General features: G+C 61.8%; 15 protein-coding genes. 10 read left to right on the forward strand and 5 right to left on the reverse strand.

Features of this window, described 5'->3' with window-relative positions:
- The first annotated feature begins 145 nt into the window (after positions 1–145).
- The 7 genes from ACP7B3_RS23910 to ACP7B3_RS23940 are packed head-to-tail and all read left to right on the forward strand — an operon-like array spanning position 146 to position 7,291.
- Positions 146–1,048, forward strand: coding sequence for an AMP-binding protein (locus ACP7B3_RS23910; RefSeq protein WP_145164038.1), 903 nt, complete (start codon positions 146–148; stop codon positions 1,046–1,048).
- Positions 1,045–1,815 carry an ABC transporter ATP-binding protein gene (locus ACP7B3_RS23915; protein ID WP_242199404.1) on the forward strand — a complete coding sequence of 257 codons (771 nt, stop codon included), beginning with the start codon at positions 1,045–1,047 and terminating at the stop codon, positions 1,813–1,815. The genes ACP7B3_RS23910 and ACP7B3_RS23915 overlap by 4 nt, the downstream gene beginning before the upstream one ends.
- Positions 1,815–2,696: a branched-chain amino acid ABC transporter permease gene (locus tag ACP7B3_RS23920; RefSeq protein WP_426181285.1), complete on the forward strand. Its 882-nt coding sequence runs from the start codon at positions 1,815–1,817 to the stop codon at positions 2,694–2,696. The genes ACP7B3_RS23915 and ACP7B3_RS23920 overlap by 1 nt, the downstream gene beginning before the upstream one ends.
- A gap of 4 nt (positions 2,697–2,700) precedes the next feature.
- Positions 2,701–3,750 carry a branched-chain amino acid ABC transporter permease gene (locus tag ACP7B3_RS23925; protein ID WP_426181288.1) on the forward strand — a complete coding sequence of 350 codons (1,050 nt, stop codon included), beginning with the start codon at positions 2,701–2,703 and terminating at the stop codon, positions 3,748–3,750.
- A gap of 22 nt (positions 3,751–3,772) precedes the next feature.
- The gene (locus ACP7B3_RS23930) at positions 3,773–5,113 is read left to right on the forward strand and encodes an ABC transporter substrate-binding protein (RefSeq protein WP_426181291.1); all 1,341 of its coding nucleotides are present in this window, start codon (positions 3,773–3,775) and stop codon (positions 5,111–5,113) included.
- Between the two features lie 3 nt (positions 5,114–5,116).
- Entirely contained in the window at positions 5,117–5,884 is a 768-nt protein-coding gene (locus tag ACP7B3_RS23935) for an ABC transporter ATP-binding protein (protein WP_262209163.1), read from the forward strand.
- Between the two features lie 12 nt (positions 5,885–5,896).
- Positions 5,897–7,291 (forward strand): FAD/NAD(P)-binding protein, encoded by a 1,395-nt coding sequence (locus tag ACP7B3_RS23940; RefSeq protein WP_242199412.1) that lies wholly within the window; start codon positions 5,897–5,899, stop codon positions 7,289–7,291.
- A gap of 159 nt (positions 7,292–7,450) precedes the next feature.
- Here the strand turns inward: ACP7B3_RS23940 and ACP7B3_RS23945 are convergent, their stop codons facing one another.
- The 4 genes from ACP7B3_RS23945 to ACP7B3_RS23960 are packed head-to-tail and all read right to left on the reverse strand — an operon-like array spanning position 7,451 to position 12,092.
- Complete coding sequence (locus ACP7B3_RS23945) at positions 7,451–8,707, reverse strand: efflux RND transporter periplasmic adaptor subunit (RefSeq protein ID WP_426181296.1); 1,257 nt, start codon at positions 8,705–8,707, stop codon at positions 7,451–7,453.
- Positions 8,697–10,196, reverse strand: coding sequence for a TolC family protein (locus tag ACP7B3_RS23950; RefSeq protein ID WP_426181299.1), 1,500 nt, complete (start codon positions 10,194–10,196; stop codon positions 8,697–8,699). Before ACP7B3_RS23950 ends, ACP7B3_RS23945 begins: the two co-directional genes overlap by 11 nt.
- Positions 10,189–11,388, reverse strand: a complete 1,200-nt coding sequence (locus ACP7B3_RS23955; RefSeq protein WP_145164055.1) for an ABC transporter permease — start codon at positions 11,386–11,388, stop codon at positions 10,189–10,191. Before ACP7B3_RS23955 ends, ACP7B3_RS23950 begins: the two co-directional genes overlap by 8 nt.
- On the reverse strand, positions 11,385–12,092 hold the full coding sequence (locus tag ACP7B3_RS23960; RefSeq protein WP_262209178.1) for an ABC transporter ATP-binding protein: 708 nt from the start codon (positions 12,090–12,092) through the stop codon (positions 11,385–11,387). The genes ACP7B3_RS23955 and ACP7B3_RS23960 overlap by 4 nt, the downstream gene beginning before the upstream one ends.
- Before the next feature lie 357 nt (positions 12,093–12,449).
- Here ACP7B3_RS23960 and ACP7B3_RS23965 point away from each other — a divergent pair, with 357 nt between their 5' ends.
- The 3 genes from ACP7B3_RS23965 to ACP7B3_RS23975 all read left to right on the forward strand — a co-directional run bounded on the left by ACP7B3_RS23965 (position 12,450) and on the right by ACP7B3_RS23975 (position 18,372).
- The gene (locus tag ACP7B3_RS23965) at positions 12,450–13,202 is read left to right on the forward strand and encodes a TetR/AcrR family transcriptional regulator (RefSeq protein WP_426181303.1); all 753 of its coding nucleotides are present in this window, start codon (positions 12,450–12,452) and stop codon (positions 13,200–13,202) included.
- 295 nt (positions 13,203–13,497) lie between these two features.
- Complete coding sequence (locus tag ACP7B3_RS23970) at positions 13,498–15,858, forward strand: YncE family protein (protein WP_426181306.1); 2,361 nt, start codon at positions 13,498–13,500, stop codon at positions 15,856–15,858.
- 249 nt (positions 15,859–16,107) lie between these two features.
- Entirely contained in the window at positions 16,108–18,372 is a 2,265-nt protein-coding gene (locus ACP7B3_RS23975; protein ID WP_426181309.1) for a hypothetical protein, read from the forward strand.
- 69 nt (positions 18,373–18,441) lie between these two features.
- Here the strand turns inward: ACP7B3_RS23975 and ACP7B3_RS23980 are convergent, their stop codons facing one another.
- On the reverse strand, positions 18,442–19,503 hold the full coding sequence (locus ACP7B3_RS23980) for an FUSC family protein (protein ID WP_426181540.1): 1,062 nt from the start codon (positions 19,501–19,503) through the stop codon (positions 18,442–18,444).
- Between the last annotated feature and the right edge of the window lie 59 nt (positions 19,504–19,562).

Consider the following 19,562-nt stretch of genomic DNA (forward strand, 5'->3'; position numbering starts at 1 on the left):
CGATAGCGTCGGGTCAGCTGGAAATGTGCCGACTGACACACCGTTATCGCAGGCAAGCCAGCTCCCACAGTAGAACTGTATTGATCCAAATAACTCAGCCAGCGGACCACCGCACGCACATCACTTTAATAGGAGCATCACCCCTATGAGCGTGCACGAACTCAAACGTCCGCTGGGCCTGGAATGGCCCGCCGAACTGCTCGGCAACCTGTCCGAGCCTTTGGAACACCTGCGCCACTGGGCGCAAATCACGCCGTTGCAGACGGCCCTGCGCCACAAGCGCCAGGGCCAGTGGTATGCCTGGCGGTGGATTGACGCCTTGCGCGACGTCGAGCGCCTGGCCGATGGGTTGCGCCAGCATGGCTTTGGCGAGCAGTCGCGGCTGGCCCTCAGCGGCGCGTTCGAGCCGAACCTGCTGTTGTTGGCGTTGGCTGCGCAATCGGTCGGCGGGCAGGTGGTGACCCTGGCCGATGACCTCGAGCCCGAAGTCCTTTACCAACAGCTGTGGCGTATTCGCCCGACCCATTCGTATGTGCAGGACCGCCGGCAAGTGCGGCACTGGGCGTCTGCCAATCGACTGGATTTCGCCCAGTTGCTCGGCCCGCTGGACCCGGCGCAGCACTTGCAGCGCTGGTGGCAACCCTCTGGCGAAACCGCGTTGTGGAGCGAGGAGGGCACTCACTGGCAGGGCGGGTTGGCTGTGGTGCTGGAGCAGTGGCTCAACAGCGGCCATGGCCTGGCGTTTCCGGAAAACCTCGCCTCGGCCCGACGCGATCGCAGTGAAGTCGCTCCGACCGGCCTGCTGTTATCACCTGAGCGTTTGCACCACCTGGCCGACGACATCGAAAGCCGCCTCGCGCCCCACGGTACCTGGCGCCGACGCCTGTGCGACTGGGCCATCGCCCACCCGCAAAGTGGCCTGCGCCGCTTGCTGAAAAACCGCGTGCGCAGGCTGCTGGGCTTTCAGCGTCTGTCCTACATCTGGCAACCGCTTAAATCCAAGGCCGAGCCGACATGGCTGGCCGAATTCAAACGGGACATCGCATGAGCCAGGCCATTCTCCAGGTGCGCGACATCTCGTTGTCATTCAAGGGCGTCAAGGCGATCAATGCCTTGTCGTTTGACGTGCAGCGCGGCGAGATTTGCGCGCTGATCGGGCCAAATGGCGCCGGCAAGAGTTCGTTGCTCAACGTGCTTAACGGTGTGTACCGCTTTGACGCCGGCGAGATCGTCTTTGAGCAACAACACTTCCACCGCATCGACCCATTGGGCGCGGCGCGTCGAGGCATTGGCCGCACCTTCCAGAACAACGCGCTGTTCAAAAAGATGAGCGTGCTCGACAACATCCTCACCGGCCTGTCGCGGCATATGCGCAGCACCTTTATCGAACAGGCCCTGGGTTTGCCGCGCGCCCGGCGTGAGGCCGAGGCCTTCCGCCTGCGTGCCCAGGGCATCCTCGAATTCCTGGAGCTACAAGCCCACCGCGACGTGCTGGTGGGCAACCTGTCCTACGGCCTGCAAAAACGTGTGGAGTTGGGCCGCGCGTTGATCGCAGGCCCCAGCCTGCTGCTGCTCGACGAACCCATGGCCGGGATGAACGCCGAAGAAAAACACGAAATGGCGCGCTTCGTCGCCGACGTGAACCGCGACCTGGGCACCACCGTGGTGTTGATCGAGCACGACATGGGCGTGGTCATGGGCCTGTCCGACCATGTGGTGGTGCTCGACTACGGGCGCAAGGTCGGCGACGGCACGCCCGCCGAGGTTCAGGCCAACCCCGAAGTGATCAGCGCCTACCTGGGAGTCGCACACTGATGACGTTCTTTTTCGAAACCCTGCTCGGCGGCTTGCTCGCCGGCACCCTGTACTCGCTGGTCGCCATCGGCTTCGTGCTGATCTACAAGGCCAGCGGCGTGTTCAATTTCGCCCAGGGCTCGATGCTGCTGTTCGCCGCGCTGACCTTCGTCAGCCTGCATGACCAAGGCGTGCCGTTCGCCCTGGCGCTGCTGCTGACGGTAATCGTAATGGTCGTCGGTGCCTTGCTGATCGAACGTCTGGTGTTGCGCCCGTTGGTGAACCGTTCGCAGATCACTCTGTTCATGGCCACGCTGGGCCTGTCGTTCATTATCGAAGGCCTGGCCCAGGGCTTGATGGGCTCGCAGGTGCGCGCGCTGGATTTGGGCATCGACGACGTGCCGCTGTTTGTCGGGCCACTGATGCTCAGCCAGTTTGATCTGATTGCCGCCGCGGCGGCGGTGGTGCTGGTCACGGTGTTGGCGTTGCTGTTCAACAAGACCCGCATCGGCGTGTCGTTGCGCGCGGTGGCGGATGACACCACGGCGGCGCTGTCCATCGGCATCAACCTCAACCGTATCTGGCAGATCGTCTGGGCCGTGGCCGGTGTGGTCGGGCTGGTGGCGGGGCTGCTGTGGGGCGCGCGCCAAGGTGTGCAGTTTTCGCTGTCGCTGGTGGTGCTCAAGGCCTTGCCGGTGCTGATCATCGGCGGCTTTACCTCGATTGGCGGGGCGATTGTCGGCGGGCTGATTGTCGGCGCGGCGGAAAACCTCGCCGAGGTGTATATCGGCCCACTGATCGGCGGCGGCATCACGCCGTGGTTCGCCTACGTACTGGCCCTGGCCTTCCTGTATATCCGTCCCGCCGGCCTGTTCGGCGAGCGCGCCATCGAGCGAGTCTGAACCCATGTCGATTCCTGTCGTTCAACAAACCGCACCGTTGGTGTTGATCCAGCGACGCGTGCCCTGGGGCCTGATCGGCCTGTTGGCGCTGGCCTTTGTTGTCGTGCCGCTGTGGGGCAATGACTATTGGCTCAATGCAATCCTCGTCCCGTTTCTGGTGCTGTCACTGGCCGGGCTGGGCTTGAACCTGCTGACCGGCTACACCGGGCAAACCTCGGTGGGCGCGGCCGGTTTCATGGCTGTCGGCGCGTTCGCCACCTACGGGTTTTTGCTGCGTCTGCCGGCGCTCGGTTTGCCGGTGGCGCTGCTCGGCGGTGGGGTGATCAGCGCGTTGGTGGGGCTGTTGTTCGGCCTGCCCAGTTCGCGGATCAAGGGTTTTTACCTGATGGTCACCACGTTGGCCGCGCAGTTTTTTCTGGAGTGGCTGTTCGTCAAATTCCCCTGGTTCTACAACTACGGCTCCTCCGGCACCATTTCTGCGCCGCAACTGGCGCTGTTCGGCCATGACCTCAACACGCCGCTGGGGCGTTACCTATTGACGCTGGTCACGGTGTTGCTGCTGACCTGGACCGCCGTCAACCTGGTGCGCAGCCAGGTCGGCCTCAACTGGATGGCGATCCGCGACATGGACACCGCCGCCGCCGTGGTCGGTATCCCGGTGGTGCGTTACAAGCGCCTGGCGTTCGCCGTCAGTTCGTTCTACTTAGGCATTGCCGGTGCGCTGTGGGCCTTCGCTTACTTGGGCACTGCCAGCGCCAGCAGCTTTGATATCAACCGCTCGTTCCAGATCCTGTTCATCATCATTATCGGCGGCATGGGCAGCATCGCCGGCAACTTTGTCGGCGCGGCGTTTATCAGCCTGCTGCCGATTTTCCTCAGCCATGCCGGGCAGGCCTTGTTCGGCGGCTCGGTGGATGCGGGGCAATTGCAGAACCTGCAAAAAATCATCTTTGGCGTGTTGATCATCGTGTTCCTGATCAAGGAACCCGAGGGGTTGATTCGTCTGTTGCACAACCTGCGTGACCGTCTGCGGCAGTGGCCGCTGCGCTTCTAACATTCCCTCAAGAGAATCCAATATGCGTGCAACCTTGAAACGTTCCCTGGTCGGCGCCGCCTTTGCGCTGGCCGCCTTGGCGGGCACTGTGCCCCAGGCGACGGCCTCGCCCGACCAGCAATTCATTCCCCTGGCCACCTACCGTGTGGGCGCGTACGCCTCCAGCGGCGTGCAGGTGTGGGCCGGGATGATCGACTACCTGCGTTATATCAACGAGGTCGAAGGCGGCATCAATGGCGTGAAACTGGTGTGGCAGGAATGCGAAACCGAGTGGACGGCGGAGAAGGGCATCGAGTGCTACGAGCGCTTCAAGAATGGCCTGGATGGCGCGCCGGTCGCGGTCTATCAACCCAATGGCGCCCCGGCGGCGTACGCGCTGAGTGAGCGTGCCGAGGTGGACAAGGTCCCGCTGATCACCCTCGGTTACGGCCGTACCGAAGCCACCGACGGCACGGTGTTCCCGTACAACTTCCCGGTGATGCTGACCTTCTACAGCGAAGCCTCAACCCTGGTGAACTACATCGCCCAGCGCGAAGGCGGTTTCGACAAACTCAAGGGCAAGAAGATCGCCACGGTCTACCACGACTCGGCCTACGGGCGCGAAACCCTTGGCCCGCTGAAGTTGCTGGCAGAGAAATACGGCTTTGAAAATATCCAGATTCCGGTGGCCGATCCGGGTAATGAACAGTCGGCGCAATGGCGCCAGGTCCGCCAGGCGAACCCGGACTGGGTGTTCCTGCGCACCTGGGGCGTATCCACGCCGGTAGCGGTGAAAACCGCCGCGCGTTTTGGCTTCCCGGTCGACCATATCATCGGCGATATCTGGGCCAGCTCCAGCGAAGACGTACTGCCTGCCGGTGCGTCCGCCAAAGGCTATCTGGCGCTGACGCCATACCCGGCCGGTGCCGACTTCGAGATCCACAAACGCCTCAAGCAGTCCATCCTCGACAAGGGCCACAGTGACCTCAAGGACCTGAAAAACTTCGGCAGCGTCTACTACAACTCCGGCCTGGTGAACGCCGCCGTGGCCGTGGAAGCGATCCGCACCGGCCAGGCCAAATTCGGCAAGCGCCCGCTCAACGGCGAAGAAGGCCGTTGGGGCCTGGAACACTTGAACATCGACGACGCGCGCTTGAAGGACATGGGCTACCTGGGCCTGATGCAGAACCTCAAACTGTCGTGCCGCGACCATGAAGGCGGCGGTTCGGCGCGGGTGCAGCAATGGGACGGCGCCAACTGGACGCTGATCAGCGACTGGATCGCCGCCGACCGCGCGTTGCTGCGCCCATTGATTGACGAAAAATCCGCCGCGTTCGCCAAGGAAAAAGGCCTGACGCCGCGCACCTGCACCGGGGATGAATAACTCATGAGCCAACCCGCCGCCGAGTCCGCCAGCCAAGCGCTGTTGACGGTCGATGACATCGAAGTGATTTATGACGGCGCAATCCTGGCGGTGGCCGGGGTGTCCTTGAGCGTGCCCAAGGGCGCCATCGTTGCCTTGCTCGGCGCCAATGGCGCCGGCAAAAGCACCACGCTCAAGGCGATCTCGGGGCTGGTGCGTGCCGAACGGGCCGAGGTCAGCCGGGGCGTGATCGAATACGCCGGCCGCGACCTTGCCGGCATCGACCCCAGCCAGCGCGTGCGTGAGGGCATGGTCCATGTGTTGGAGGGCCGGCATGTGTTCGGCCAGCTGACGGTCGAAGACAATCTGCGCAGTGGCGGCTTTGTGCGGCGCCTGAGCCGCAAGGCCATGGAGCATGACCTGGAACGCATCTACGCCTGGTTTCCACGCCTCAAGACCAAGCGCCACACGCGTGCCGGGCTGACATCCGGCGGCGAACAGCAGATGGTCGCCATCGGCCGCGCGTTGATGACGCGGCCCACCCTGGTGCTGCTCGACGAGCCTTCGATGGGCCTGGCACCGATGATCGTGCAGGAAATTTTCGCGATCATCGCCCAGCTCAACCGTGAGCAGCAGGTGAGCTTTTTGATCGCCGAGCAGAACATCAACGTCGCGCTCACCTATGCGTCCCAGGGCTACGTGCTGGATACTGGGCGGGTGGTCTTGGGTGGCAGCGCCGCTGAACTGCGGGCGCGCGGCGATTTGCACGATATTTATCTGGGTAAACAGTAAGGGCGAATGTGCATGACTGAATCCACCCGCAACGCTGATGTCTTGATCATCGGCGGCGGCCTGAGCGGCACGATGTTGGCCGTGCAATTGCTGCGCCTGCCTGGGCAGCGTCGCATCCTGGTGATTGAGCCCCGCGCTGAACTGGGCCGAGGCGAAGCCTACAGCGCGGTCGAGCTGGGCCACACCTTGAACGGCAACGCCGCGCGCATGAGCGTCGACCCGGATAACGCCGACGACCTGACCCAATGGCTCACCGACTACATCGGCGCCGGTGGGTGGCCGCAGGCGCACCAGCAAGCGGTGCCGATCAGTGAGCTGTTCCCGCCGCGCGGGATCTTTGGGCTGTACGCGCAGCAGCGGCTGGCCGAAGCCAAGGCGTTGTCGGCTTCGACGGTGGAGCATGTGCGTGGCGAGGTCATCGACCTGCACGTGGATGAGAGCGCCACAGTACTGACACTCGATAACGGCCAGCAACTGCGCGGCGCCTTCGCGGTATTGGCCACCGGCATGTTTCCCGCAGCGCGTACGCCGCAGACCGACTCCAGCGGCTTGAACGCGGCAGCCGTGGACCCGTGGGATGTGCAGGCGATGACCCTGATCGACCCGCAATCGACGGTACTGATCATCGGCTCCGGGCTGACCATGGTGGACGCCGTGGTGTCGTTGGAGCAGGCCGGCCATCGTGGCCCGATCGAGATTTTTTCGCGCCACGGGCTGCTGCCGCATGTACGGCGCCAGCCCCCGGGCTGGGTGGATTTTCTCGCCGAGGACCATCGCCTGCGCAGCCCGAGGCAATTGCTGCGCGAGGTGCGCCGCCAATGCCGCAGTGCGCTGCAGCAAGGCATCGATTGGCAGGCGCCGCTGGACACCGTGCGCGCGCATGTTGCCCGTTTGTGGAGCCAGGCCAGCGACGTCGAAAAACGCCAGTTCGTGCGCCATGTACGGCCGTGGTGGGAAAGTCATCATCACCGTTCGCCGCCGTTGAGCGCGCAATTGGTGGCACGGTTGCAGGACGAAGGGCGGTTGCGCATTCAGGCAGCATCGTTCAAGGGCCTGGTGGCTTCGGACGGCGGTGTGACTGTCCGCGTGCGTCGTCGCGGCGAGCAGGAGGTGACGCAGGTGTCGGGGGCGGCGTTGATCAATTCCAGTGGCATTGAGTACGACTGGCGCCGCGTGGCCCGGCCGTTGCCCCAGCAGTTGCTCAAGCGTGGGTTGATCCAGCCCGGGCCATTGGCGTTGGGGATTGCGGCGGACGTATCGGGCGCTGTGCTGGATGCCGAGGGCAATGTCAGCCGCCGCCTGTTCGCCATGGGCCCGCCGTTGCGTGGGATGTGGTGGGAAAGCACAGCGGTGACCGACGTGGCGATTCAAGCCAAGGCGTTGGCGTTGAAGCTGACAAATATCTAATGTGGGAGCGAGTTCAGCCGGCAGACTTCTGTGCTCTGTTTTTTTGTGGGAGCTGGCTTGCCTGCGATGCAGGCAACTCGGTACATCAGCCATAAGCCGTTGATGCCATCGCAGCGGTGCGGCGATCCGACAAGCCCGCTCTCACAGTTGATCGGCGTTTCAACTTCCAATCTTCACGAAACCAGGCTTGAGGCCAAACACTTCCACCCCCTGCGCGGTTGATTGCCCGGTGGTGACCTTCACCCGCTCCACCGGTTGATCCATCGTCGCGCGGTACTCCACGGTCATGTCAGCGCGGTTGATCGCCTGGCTGGGAACCACAATCGCCTGCGCGTTGTTGTAGGTGACGATGGTCAACCGCGCACTCATGCCCAGCCGCACGCGTTGCAATTGCTGCGGTGTCAGTTTGGGAATCGACAACGTCACCGGAAACTGCGCGCTGCCCTGGCTGTCGCTGGCAATCGCCAAGCCACTGACCACGCTCACGGAGCCGGTCAGCCGCTCACCGTCGAAGCCATCGCCCATCACTTCCACCGCCTGGCCCTGGTGCAGCTGGTTGATGTCCAGCTCCGACACCTTGGCGACGATTTTCAGCCGTTCGATGTTCGCCAGGCCGAACAGCACCTGGCCCTGACTGACTTTGCTGCCGGCCTGCACCGGCGCGTTACTGTTGCCACCGCCCGGCGTCGACGTATTGCTGCCGGGGGCGGGCACCACGATGCCGGAGAACGGCGCCTTGACCTCCTTGCCATCGAGCAGCTTGTGCAGGGCGTCGTACTTGACCGTGGCATTGGTCAGTTCCATGTCGGCGATCTGCTTGTATTCGCCCTGGCCCTGGCTCTGCGCCTGCTGCAGTTCACTGCGGGCCGAGGCGAGGTCCAGTTGCTGCTGCTGAGTCTGTTGTTTGAGGTCGTCCAGTTCGTTGCGCGGAATGATGCCGCGCTTGAACAGGTTTTCGCTTTCGGTGAGTTTGCGCTGGGTGTTGCCGGCGGTCATTTCGGCAGTGCGCAGGCTGCGGCGTGCACGGCTGACGGCGGGGCTGCTGTCCCAGTCTTGCATCTCTTGCACGGTGCGCCGGGCCTTGAGCTGGGCGGACAACGCGTCGCGCAGTTGTACCTCGAGGGTGGCCGGGTCCATGCGCAGCAGCACCTGGCCGGCGTCGACACGCTGGCCTTGCTCGACCAGGTTGTCCAGCACGTTGCCGTCGAACGGCGCCGTCAGGGTGACGGTGGACTCGGGTTCGATCTTGCCCACCAGGCCGATCTGGTGCACGAGTGCGTCGGGTTTCACCGCCAGCCACTGCTCGGCCGTCTGGGCTTGCCCGGCGTCACTGCGATGGCTGAGCACGGCAATGCCTGCGCCGGTCAGCAGCACGACCAATACAGCGCCCAGCAGGCGTTTTTTATCAGTAGTCATTGAGGGCGATTTCCCAACTTTCCAGCGTCATGCCCAGCGTCAGGTCGAGCTGGGTCTGGGCGTTCAAATAAGCGATCAGTGCATTGAGCTGCGCGTTCTCGGCGTTGCGCAGGTCGGTCTCGAAACTCAACACCTGAAAGTTGGTGGAGCGCCCGGCACTGAGTTTTTCCCGTTCGATTTCGATCTTGCGCCGCGACAGCTCAACAGCGCGCTGGGAGATTTCATATTGGCGCCAGCGGGTGCCGAGGTCGCGCACCACGTCATTGACGTTGCGTTCCAGCTCCTGACGCGCATCGGTGATACGGATCTCCTGGTCCTCTACGTTGACCCGCGCGCGCACTTCGGCCTGTCGCGTGCTGATGTCACCGATAGGGATTTGCACCTGCACGCCAGCGTAGCTGTTCCACGTGCGGTTGTTGCCGTTGCCGTTGCCGATGCCATTGCCGTTGTCGTTGTTGCTGTAGGCATCGCGGATCTGGTTGGCCCCGGCCACCAGGTCGACCTGCCAGCGCCCGGAATCCTTGGCGATCACCAGGTTGAGGTCGGCCTGCTGGCTGCCCAGCAAGGCGGCGAGGTATTCCGGCTGTTGGGTCTGCGCCAGGTTGAAGGCCTGGCGCTTGTCGATGGTCATTGGCCTGGCCTCCAGCGCCTCGCTGGCGCGGATGGGCGTCGACAGGTCCAGTGCCAACAGGCGCAGCAGGGCCAGGCGGCTGGTATCGAGCTGGTTCTGCGCTTCTTCGACGCCGAGTTGTTGGGTGGCGATGTCCGCTTCGGTCTGCACGATTTCGAACTCGGCCATGCGGCCTGCGCTGATCAATGCCTTGTTCACCTCCAGCAGCGTGTTGGAGCGTTTGAGCGCATCCTGGACGATGCTCAACTGCTCCTGGGCGCGCAGCAGTTCGCGGTACGTGGCGATGATCTGGCTGATGGTCTGCGCCACGGTAGCCTTGAGGTTGAGCCGATTGGCCTGTTCCGACAGGCGCGACAGGCGCAACGGCGCGGTGGTGGCCTCCCAGCCGGCGCCGCGCGCCAGCGGCTGGATGAGCGCCAGGTCGAGGCCGTCACTGCGGTAGCGGCCGGCGCGATCGGCGTTGTTCAGTTGCTGGGTCCAGGCCATGCTCAGCCGCGTGCCGTATTCGCCGAGCAAGGTGGCGTTCGGGGCCAGGTTGGCGTTGCGTGAGTTATCGGCGGTGCCGCGACTTTGGCGGTAATAACTGTTGAGCGTGAGCTTGGGGTTGAACACATCTTCGGCCACGCGCAGGTCGAACTTCTGCGCCACCCGTTGCAGGTACGCGCTGCGGATCGCCGGGTTGTTGCGCAAGCCCAGGTACACCGCATCACCCAGGGTCAGGGTGGTGACCTGGGCATTCAACGACACACCGCGCTCGTAACCGCTGCGGGTGCTGCTGGGGGCGGACGGGTTGATCACCACGTCGCCAGCCATGGCCGGCAGGCTTGCGATCAGCAGTAACAGCGGCCATTTATTCATCACGCAAGGCCTCCACCGGCTGCAGCCGCGAGGCGGACACCGCCGGGTAGATGCCAAAGAACAAGCCCACCAGCAACGTACTGCCCACCCCGAGGGGCAGGGCGGCGGCGGCCAGGGCAAACGCCCAGCCCGACAGCCAGGCGTAGAGCCAGGCGGCGCTCATGCCCAGCACCGCGCCGCAAAGTGCGCCGACGGCCGTCAGGGTCACGGCTTCGAGCAGGAACAGGTTGCGGATGTCACGCTGACGCGCACCCAGGGCCATGCGGATGCCAATCTCACGGCGGCGCTCCGAGACATTCATCAGCATCACGTTCATCACACCGACGCCGCCGCCTACCAGCGAGATCGCACCCAGCGCCAGCAACAAATAGGCGAACGTGCGGCTCTGCCGGGTCATGCCATCGATCATTTGCTGGGGCACCTGGATGTCGACATCGTGGTCGGTGAGTTGGCGTTTCAAGGCGCTGGAGGCGTCGCGGGCGATGCGTTCCATGTCCTGGCCCGGCGTAGCGCGGATAATCACGTTGCCGATCTGCGGCGTCGGGTAGATGCGGCGCATGCCTTCGGCGGGGATGAACAGCGATTCGTTGGCCTGCACTGGCATGAGCATGGCGCGGGCCTGGTTGTGCAGGATGCCCACTACCAGAAACAGGTAGTCGTTGATGCGTATGCGGTCGCCCGGTTTCAGCGGATCGCCCGGCATACCCAGGGCTTGAGCGAGCTGGTCGCCGATCACGGCGTAGGTTTCACTGGCGTCGAAAGGCGAAAGAAATCGCCCGTCGCGCACCACCAGGCGCATGGCGTCCTTGATATCGGCTGTGGTGCCGACCAGGTTGGCGTTAGCCGTGCGGCCGTGGAACACGATGGGGCCACCGAACACACTGAGGGCACCGATATGGGCAATGCCCGGCACGGTGTCGCGCACGGCCTCAAGGTCGAGGCTGGCGCGCATCGGGGCGCTGCTGTTGCCTTTGGGCGGAAACTGGGCGACCAGGGTGTCGGTGCCCATGTCCTTGAAAATCATCGCGGCATCCACCGCCGCGTTATGGCCGATATTGATCAAGGCCACCACCGATGAACTGCCGATGACGATGCCCAGCAGCGCCAGGACCGAGCGCTTGCCCAGGGTGCGCAGGCTCACGAACGCTTCGTGCAGCAGTTGGCTCAGGCTCTGCTCGACCCGCAAGCTCATAGGCGCCCGGCCTCATGCACCACGCCATTGCGCACCAGGATCTTGCGCTCCAGGCGCTCGGCGATATGCGGGTCATGGGTGACGATGATCAGGGTCACTTGCTGCTCGCGGTTGAGGCCCAGAAGCAGATCCATGATTTCCTGCGCCGTGGTGCTGTCGAGGTTGCCGGTGGGTTCGTCGGCAAGAATCACCGAGGGTTTGCCGACCAGCGCGCGCGCAATTGCCACGCGTTGACGCTGGCCGCCGGAGAGGTCGGCGGGGCGATGGTGGGCGCGCTCGGCCAGGCCGACCTGTTCCAGCATGCGCAACGCTTGCTCCACCGACTCGTGGCGCGACACGCCGCGGTAACTCAAGGGCAGGGCGACGTTGTCCAGGGCGCTGAGGCGCGGCAGCAGGTTGAAGCTCTGGAACACGAAACCGATCTGCTGATTGCGGATCGCCGCCAGCTCGTCGGGGCTGGCGCTGAAAATATCGTGGCCGGCGAAGTGGTATTGGCCGCAGTTGGGCAAATCCAGCAGGCCGAGGATATTGAGCAGGGTACTTTTGCCGGAGCCGGAGGCGCCGAGAATGCCGCAACTGTCGCCGCTGGCGATGGACAGGCACACATCATTGAGGATGTTCAGTTCCTGGCCGGCAAGCTGATAGCGTTTGCCGATGCCTTGCAGGGAGATCAAGCCTGGGTGCGCGGGGGTCTCTGTCATCATGACTACGCCTGCAGTCTCGACGGTGCCGCTTGCGCCCGGTAAATCCTTGTAACAAGTTCGGGAGCTGCCTGGTACGCGTCACGGACTGGTTTTATTTCTTGTTTTTAAAATATTGTTTGAATAGTAACCGCGTTCCATGCGCTTCGCCAGCCATGGATGTAGAGCGGTTTTACCCTTTGAAACGATTTTATCGCGCGTGCGTTCGAGCGACTCGCGATCCTCCCGGCGAGTCGCAGAAGTCCCGGTTATACAGGCTTTTAGATGGATAGCGCAGTGTCAGTACTTGCTTTCGAAGGGCCGCCCCGGTATAAAAAATCAAATTATTTTTTAAAACAATATTTCCCCCGTGGAACTCCTATGGTCGCGAAGAAACTCAGCGCTCCAAACGTTACCAAGACTCGACTGCTGGATGCGACAGAGGCTCTCTTCATCAAGTACGGCTACGACGCCGTTCTGCTCCGGCAGATTACCGAGCGCGCCCAGGTGAACCTGGCCGCCGTGAACTATCACTTCGGGGACAAGGATTCCCTGATGAAAACCCTGCTGATGCAGCGCCTGGAGCCGCTCAACGAGCAGCGCCTGGAGCTGCTCGCGCGCTGTGAAGCCGAATCCGATGGGCCCCTTGATTGCGATACCTTGCTTGGCGTGCTGTTCGCCCCGGCCATGGGCCTGGAGCGCAGTGACCCGGCCAGCGGGGAAGGGCGCTCATTCATTCGCTTCCTGGGTCGGGTTTACAGCGACACCTCGCCGTTTATCCAGGAATACCTCAAGGTTCATTACCAGCCGGTGTTCCAGCGTTTTTTTGAGGCGTTTGCGCTGGCCTTGCCGGACCTGCCCCGCAATGAGCTTGGCGTGCGCCTGCAATTTGCCCTCAAGGCGATTTCCGGGGTGATGGCGGGGACGGAACTGCGCCTGCTGATGAACTCCATGAGCCTGGGCCGCCCGGCCACGGACGCCGAGGTAATGGCCAAGTTGATCACGCTGGTGTCGGCCGCGATTCGTGTGCCGCAGCAAAGCGCTGAGGCTGAAACCGCGTTGGCCAAGGTGCTGGATACCCAGCGCGCCATTCGTGAACAAGCGATTGCGCCCGCGACCAAGGCCGCGCGATAAGCCTTTATTCAGGGCAAAAAAAAGCCCGCTGGGGCGGCGGGCTTGATGTGCAACGTTTGTAACGGATGAGGCTTCACCCTACGTCTGCGGATGTGAATAAATCGTGAAAAAAATGTAAGAAAATGGGTGGGTAACAACAGATTGTCGATCCTGTTGTTGCCTGTCGGATTTTTCCTGCAAGCCTACCATTCGTCGCCACTGTCAGTTCTGACAGTAGATTCGATGACTGCCCCAAGCGCCTCATTCACCTTGCCCGTCGCGCCGTTTCAGCGCGCTAAACCAGCAAGGTATGGCCATGACCACTCCCACTGAAGAACTGTCTCCACCGCCTTATTCGGTCTACCCTGCTGTCCGATTGGCTGAGGCGCTTTACCCGGAAACCGCGACCTGGGGTCTGGGCCAGCGCGAAACCGACCCCTACGCGCTCTTTACCTTCGAGAACTGGTACGCGGCCACCGTCAACGATCTTTACGCGATCTACTGGCGCGATTCGAGTATTGCGGTGGCCTCGGCTGTCGTCACCAAGGTGGCTGATCGCTACAACCTGGCCATCCCCAAGACCAAGATTCCGGAAGGTGAATTCCCGGTGTTCGGCCAGGTCACGCGCGCTGCCAGCGGTCAATTGGTGCGCTCCCTTCCTGAAACCTACCTGGTCAAAACCAAGCGTCCCGGAGGCCTCACGTTCTGGGCTGCGGAGCAATTCCACAGAGGCTTGATCCTGTCGGTTGAGGGGTTCCCGGCGGGTTCGATCCTCAATCCCGGCAACATTACCGGCGGGTTGTGGTGCCTGATTACCAAGTACGAAAACATCCGCAAGAACGACACCATCACCGTCGCCTACGGCGCCACCACCATCGACCATGTTGTCAGCCCCGACGAGGCTGCCGGGCCGGGACCGATCCGGGTTTTTATCAGCCCGTCGGTTATCCAGGCAGGCAACCTGTACGGCGCGGTAGGCGTGCAGTTCATGGTGCGCGATGTGGTGAACAACACCTCCGGCGAGAAGTACGCCTATTCCCGGCCCTACATCCTCAACAGTGAACTGGACCCCAACCTGCTGGACCCGCCGATCTTCACGGTCAACGACGTCGAAGCCTCCGTCGTTGATCTGGATCTGTCCAGCGCGGCACATTTCGCGGCGCTGGTCACCTTGCCGCGCAAGACGCCGACGCCGAGCCCGAGCAACCGCGTGGTGCTCATATTGGTGATCACCCAGGTTACCGAGTACGGCGAGTCAACCCGAACAATTCGCTTGCCGGCGGTGACCGACAGAAACCTGCGGGGCGAGAGCATTCCCATCGGCAACGGCGTATTCAGCTCGTTGATGGAGGCCAAGATCAGCCTGAGCTTTGAGTGGCAAACCGCTGGGGGTGTGGTGCTCAATCGCTCGGGCACCAGTGTGGTTCAAGTGGTCGGTACGCCAGCGCTGCGGCTGCTGGCGCCGGCTTTCGATAACAAAACGGGGCCCCAGATTGTCCTCGCCAGCAACTATCCGAGTGGCGCCGTTGTGGCCGTGGCGTATCAGGGCATGACTGAGGCGCAGATAATCAGGCTTAAATGGACCTTTGCCGATGGTACTGTCGCCAGTATTCCTGTGCAGGCCGGGGTCAGCAGCGGCCTGGTGCTGTTTTCCATCAGCGCCCAAATCCTCGCGCAAAGCCCAGGTCAGCTCATCAAGCTGTCTTATGAGGTGACGACGGGGACCAAGACACAATCTTCGGCTATTCAGGAGCTGACGTTTCAAGCCCAGGGCGGCGGGTTGACCGAGACGGTTGACGTCGGGATGGCCCCCCACGGGATCAGTATCACCAGCGATGGGCTGCGGGCTTTTGTAACCTGTCAGTTTAGCCATTCGGTTTCAGTGATTGATATCAAGGCGCGTAAAGTCATTTACACCCTCTTCAATGTGAACTCGGCGTTCCTGTCGGTGCTCAGTCCAGACAACCGGCGTCTGTATGTGGGCAATTTTGATGGGTCAAGTTACACCGTCATCGATACCTCCACGTACAGGATCCTTTCGACAGTTCAGATCGCGGGCGGCAACGACCTTTCGGGGCTCGCCATTACGGCGGATGGCTCGCGATTGTTTGTTGCCTGCACCCGAAATTCCTTCGTGTCGGTCCATGATGCCGCCTCGGGCGCCGTTCTGGGTCGGGTCTCCGTTGGGGTGAACCCGTTCGGCGTGGCGGTCAACCCGGAACAAACACAGGTGCTCGTCGCTTCAGCCTCGGTGTTGGATATCATCAGCGCCGGTACCCGCAATGCGCTCGTGGCGAGAATCAGCGGTACCAATCGGCCCGTGCAAATTGCCTTCAGTGCGGGCACGCCGGCGCGCTACGCCTATGTCAGTGACGTTGATGGCGTCCTGGTTGTGGACCTTATGAGTAACGTCATCATCCAGAAAATCACGGGTATCAATTGGGCGTGGGGCATCACGCGAAACCCGAATGCTCCGGAACTCTGGGTGGGCGGCGTGGGCCCTGGCGGCATTGGGTCCAATCGCGATTCGGTGTACATCATCAACACCAACACAAACCAGGTTTCTAAACGCCTCACCGGGTTCAGCAACGCTGCAAACATAGCCTTCTCGCCCGCCGCCGGCGTAGCACTGGTCGTCAATAATGGCTCGGACAGTGTGAGTTTCGTCCCGGTTTAAAGTCTTTGGTGCCTCACGTAACACGCACAGGACGTGCATGGGACAGCACTGCGTCAACGCAGGCTGTCCCTTTTTCGTTAACGCTTGCAACGACTTGCCGGCCTGGCGGCTCCCTGACGCCGTAAAACGGTCTCTACCATTTGTCGCTACTGTCAGTTCTGACAGTAGATTCGATGACTGTCCCAAGCGCTTCATCGACCTTGCCCGTCGCGCCATTTGCGCGCGTCCCAACCCAGCAAGGTGATGGCCATGACCACCCCCACTGAAGAACTCTCACCGCCGCCGTATTCGGTCTATCCGTCTGTTTCACTGGCTGAGGCCCTGTACCCGGAAACCGCGAAGTGGGGGCTGGGTCAGCGCGAAACCGACCCCAATGCGCTCTTTACCTTCGAGAGCTGGTACGCGGCCACCGTCAACGACCTTTACGCGATCTACTGGCGGGACTCGAGCATTGCGGTGGCCTCGGCCATCGTCACCAAAGTGACTGATCGCTACAACCTGTCCATCCCCAAGACCAAAATTCCGGAAGGCGAATTCCCGGTGTTCGGCCAGGTCAAGCGCGCTGCCAGCGGGCAATTACTGCGCTCCATGCCTGAAACTTACCTGGTGAAGACCAAGCGTCCCGGTGGCCTCACGTTCTGGGCATCCGAACAATTCCACAGAGGCTTGATCCTGTCGGTTGAGGGGTTCCCGGCGGGTTCGATCCTTAATCCCAGTAACATTACCGGCGGGTTGTGGTGCCTGATTACCAAGTACGAAAACATCCGCAAGAACGACACCATCACCGTCGCCTACGGCGCCACGACCATTGACCATGTGGTCAGCCCCGACGAGGCTGCCGGGCTGGGGCCGATCCGGGTTTTCATCAGCCCTTCGGTTATCCAGGCGGGCAACCCGTACGGCCCGGTGGGTGTGCAATTTATGGTGCGCGATGTGGTGAACAACACCTCCGGCGAGAAGTACGCCTATTCCCGACCCTACATCCTCAACAGCGAACTGGACCCCAGCCTGCTTGATCCGCCGATCTTCACGGTCAACGATGTCGAAGCCTCCGTCGTCGATCTGGACCAGTTCAGCGCGGCACGGTTTGCGGCGCTGGTCGCGTTGCCGCGCAAGACGCCGACACCGAGCCCGAGCAACCGCGTTGTGCTCACAGTGGTGATCACCCAGGTGACCGAGTATGGCGAGTCAACCCGTACGCTTCGTTTGCCGGCGGTCACCGACAGAAACCTGCGAGGGGAGACCATTCCTATCGGCAACGACGTGCTCAGCGCGCTGACGGATGCCACGGTCAGCCTAAGGTTCGAGTGGCAAACCGGCACGGGCTCGCCACTGGGACGGTCGGGCACCACTGTGGTCAGGGTGGTAGGCACGCCGACTCCCGATGTGTTGCCCTACCCAACACTCAACGGCGCTTCAAACACTGCGCAAGCGACGACAGTTGACCCGTTGGCCATTCAATACAACACCGGCGTGACAGTTAAATACCCTGGCATGCTCGCCACGGACAGCATCACACTGAGTTGGATTTATCAGGATGGCAGTCAATATCAAACAACCCTGAGTGGTCATGCGAGTGGCACCGTAGTGTTCGATCTGACGGCGGCTCAAGTGCTGCATAACAGTGTCAATAGCCGGGTGCAGTTGCAGTATTCGATTCAACGGGCTGGAAGAACAGCTCAGTCAACCGTTCAAACCGTCACAGTCGGTGCAATTGCGCCAGCCCTGTTGCCGACACCCACAATTAATCATCAAGCCAATGGAACGGTCATCGACTTGAACAACTTCGCGGGCAATGCTCAGTTGGCGTTGAGTCAATGGCCGTTAAGTAAAGCAGGCCAGCGTGTATGGATGACGTTGATAGGAGAGGGGCGATCGCAGGAGGTGCTGACGGATTATGTGGTCACGACTCACGATGCGATAAATGGCCTGGTGAATCAGGCAGTGCTGCGTAATGTTTTGACGGCGCTGCCGAGGAACTCCAGATTTCAAATTGAGACTCGAGTGGCCTACGATGGCGGCACGGACAAATGGCGAGCCGTAGTGTTTCCAACAGCGAGCTACATAATTAACGATTCGTGGACTGACGCTGTATCCAACTTTCCGGGTGGAAGCTATGGACCCTGGAGTACCGGTGCAGGTGCGGCGGGTGGTTACATGTCAGGCACAGGCTTTCAAGTTGTCACCGCACTCTGGCCGGCATCGAACGCGGGTGTCTTGTTCAATGCGGTGCGTAATTTCAACAGCGCTCACCGTTATCGGGTTGATGCAACTATTTATAATCAGTCGGGTTATAACGATCCGCTCCTGGCTATATTTGTGGCTGGGCAAACCCTCAAAGGCCCAGTCTCCATACCTCGGCAGCAATGGTATGTGCTGGATGCCGAGTTTGTCGGCAGTATGGGCGGTGCGGAAGTTGTGCTTTATAACTACCAGGCCAAAGGCGGCGGCAGTGGTGCGGAGGGTGGCAATGACTTTATCGTCAATTCGGTGCGCATCACCCGTCTGACCTGATCATCCGTCATGCTTGAGCGTGCGCCGGGACAGCGTTACTTAACCGTACGCTGTCCCTTTGCATTCTCGTCAAATCTTCCAGTGACTCGCCGTCTTGGCCAATCGCTGGCGCATGGCATCCACATTCGCCGCCAGTTGCAACGTCAACAACCGATACCCGTCCAGCGCATTCTGTACCGGCGCTTCCAGCGCCTCGTCATCCGTTGCATGCGTGGCAGGCCGTTCCAGCCGCTCGGTAAACCCCAGCTTCAATGCCCGCGCCATGCCCACTAACTGCACCCGAATCTGCCGGTGCTCCGCCTTCAACATCACCTGCACCCGCGCCATCGCCTGTTCATCGCGCGGGTCGGGCCGGGTATTGCCGAGAATCTCCAGGGTGCTGATGCACATGCGCAGATGCCGTTGGATCGCATCCAGTTCGGTCATGGAGATGCGCACTTCCTTGGACACCGACGGCATCAAGGAGCGCAACTGCAGCATTGCCGCATTCAAGCGGTTGAGCAGCTTCAAGTGTTCATCATCGGTGACCGACTGGCCGCTGATGATTCGGCTATAGATTTGCGCGCAGTCACGCAACGCGCTGGCCAGGTTGTAGCGCCACGAGTACACCGCGTACAGCGGCAGGGCGAAGGAGAACGCCAGCGCCAAGACGATGCCGATCAGAATGTCGACGGTGCGCCACAAGCCGTCGGATATCGGATTATCCCCGTGCCCCGCCACGATAAACACCGTGATCGCCGACAGCAGCGCGATGTAACCGCCCTTGCCGATGGCGTGATAGGAAAAGAACCCGCACACCACCGACATCAACAGATAAGTCAGCAGCGGCTGGCCGAAATAGGCCTGTTGCACCACCAGCAACAAGCCGACGCTGGCGCCGATCAAGGTGCCGTAAGCACGCTCCACAGCCTTTTTGCCGATATTGCCGTGGTGCTGCAAACCGCCGATCACGATCAGCATGGTCACCGAGGCCCACTCGCCGTGCGGCAGGTTGATGCCGGTGGTGAGCAAAATGGTGGCCAGCAAACCGATGGACACGCGCACAGCGTGGATCAGCTTGGCATGGCGATAGCGGCGGTAGGGGTCGAGCAAGGGGCGCAGCAGGCGCCGGGCGAACGCGGGCAAATGCAGGTTCATCGGTATAAACGTGGCCTCAGTAGTCAGTGCGAACGCGGTCTAAAGGGTGGGAG

This window comes from Pseudomonas sp. TWRC1-2 (genome assembly GCF_049896685.1).
Classification (GTDB): Bacteria; Pseudomonadota; Gammaproteobacteria; order Pseudomonadales; family Pseudomonadaceae; genus Aquipseudomonas.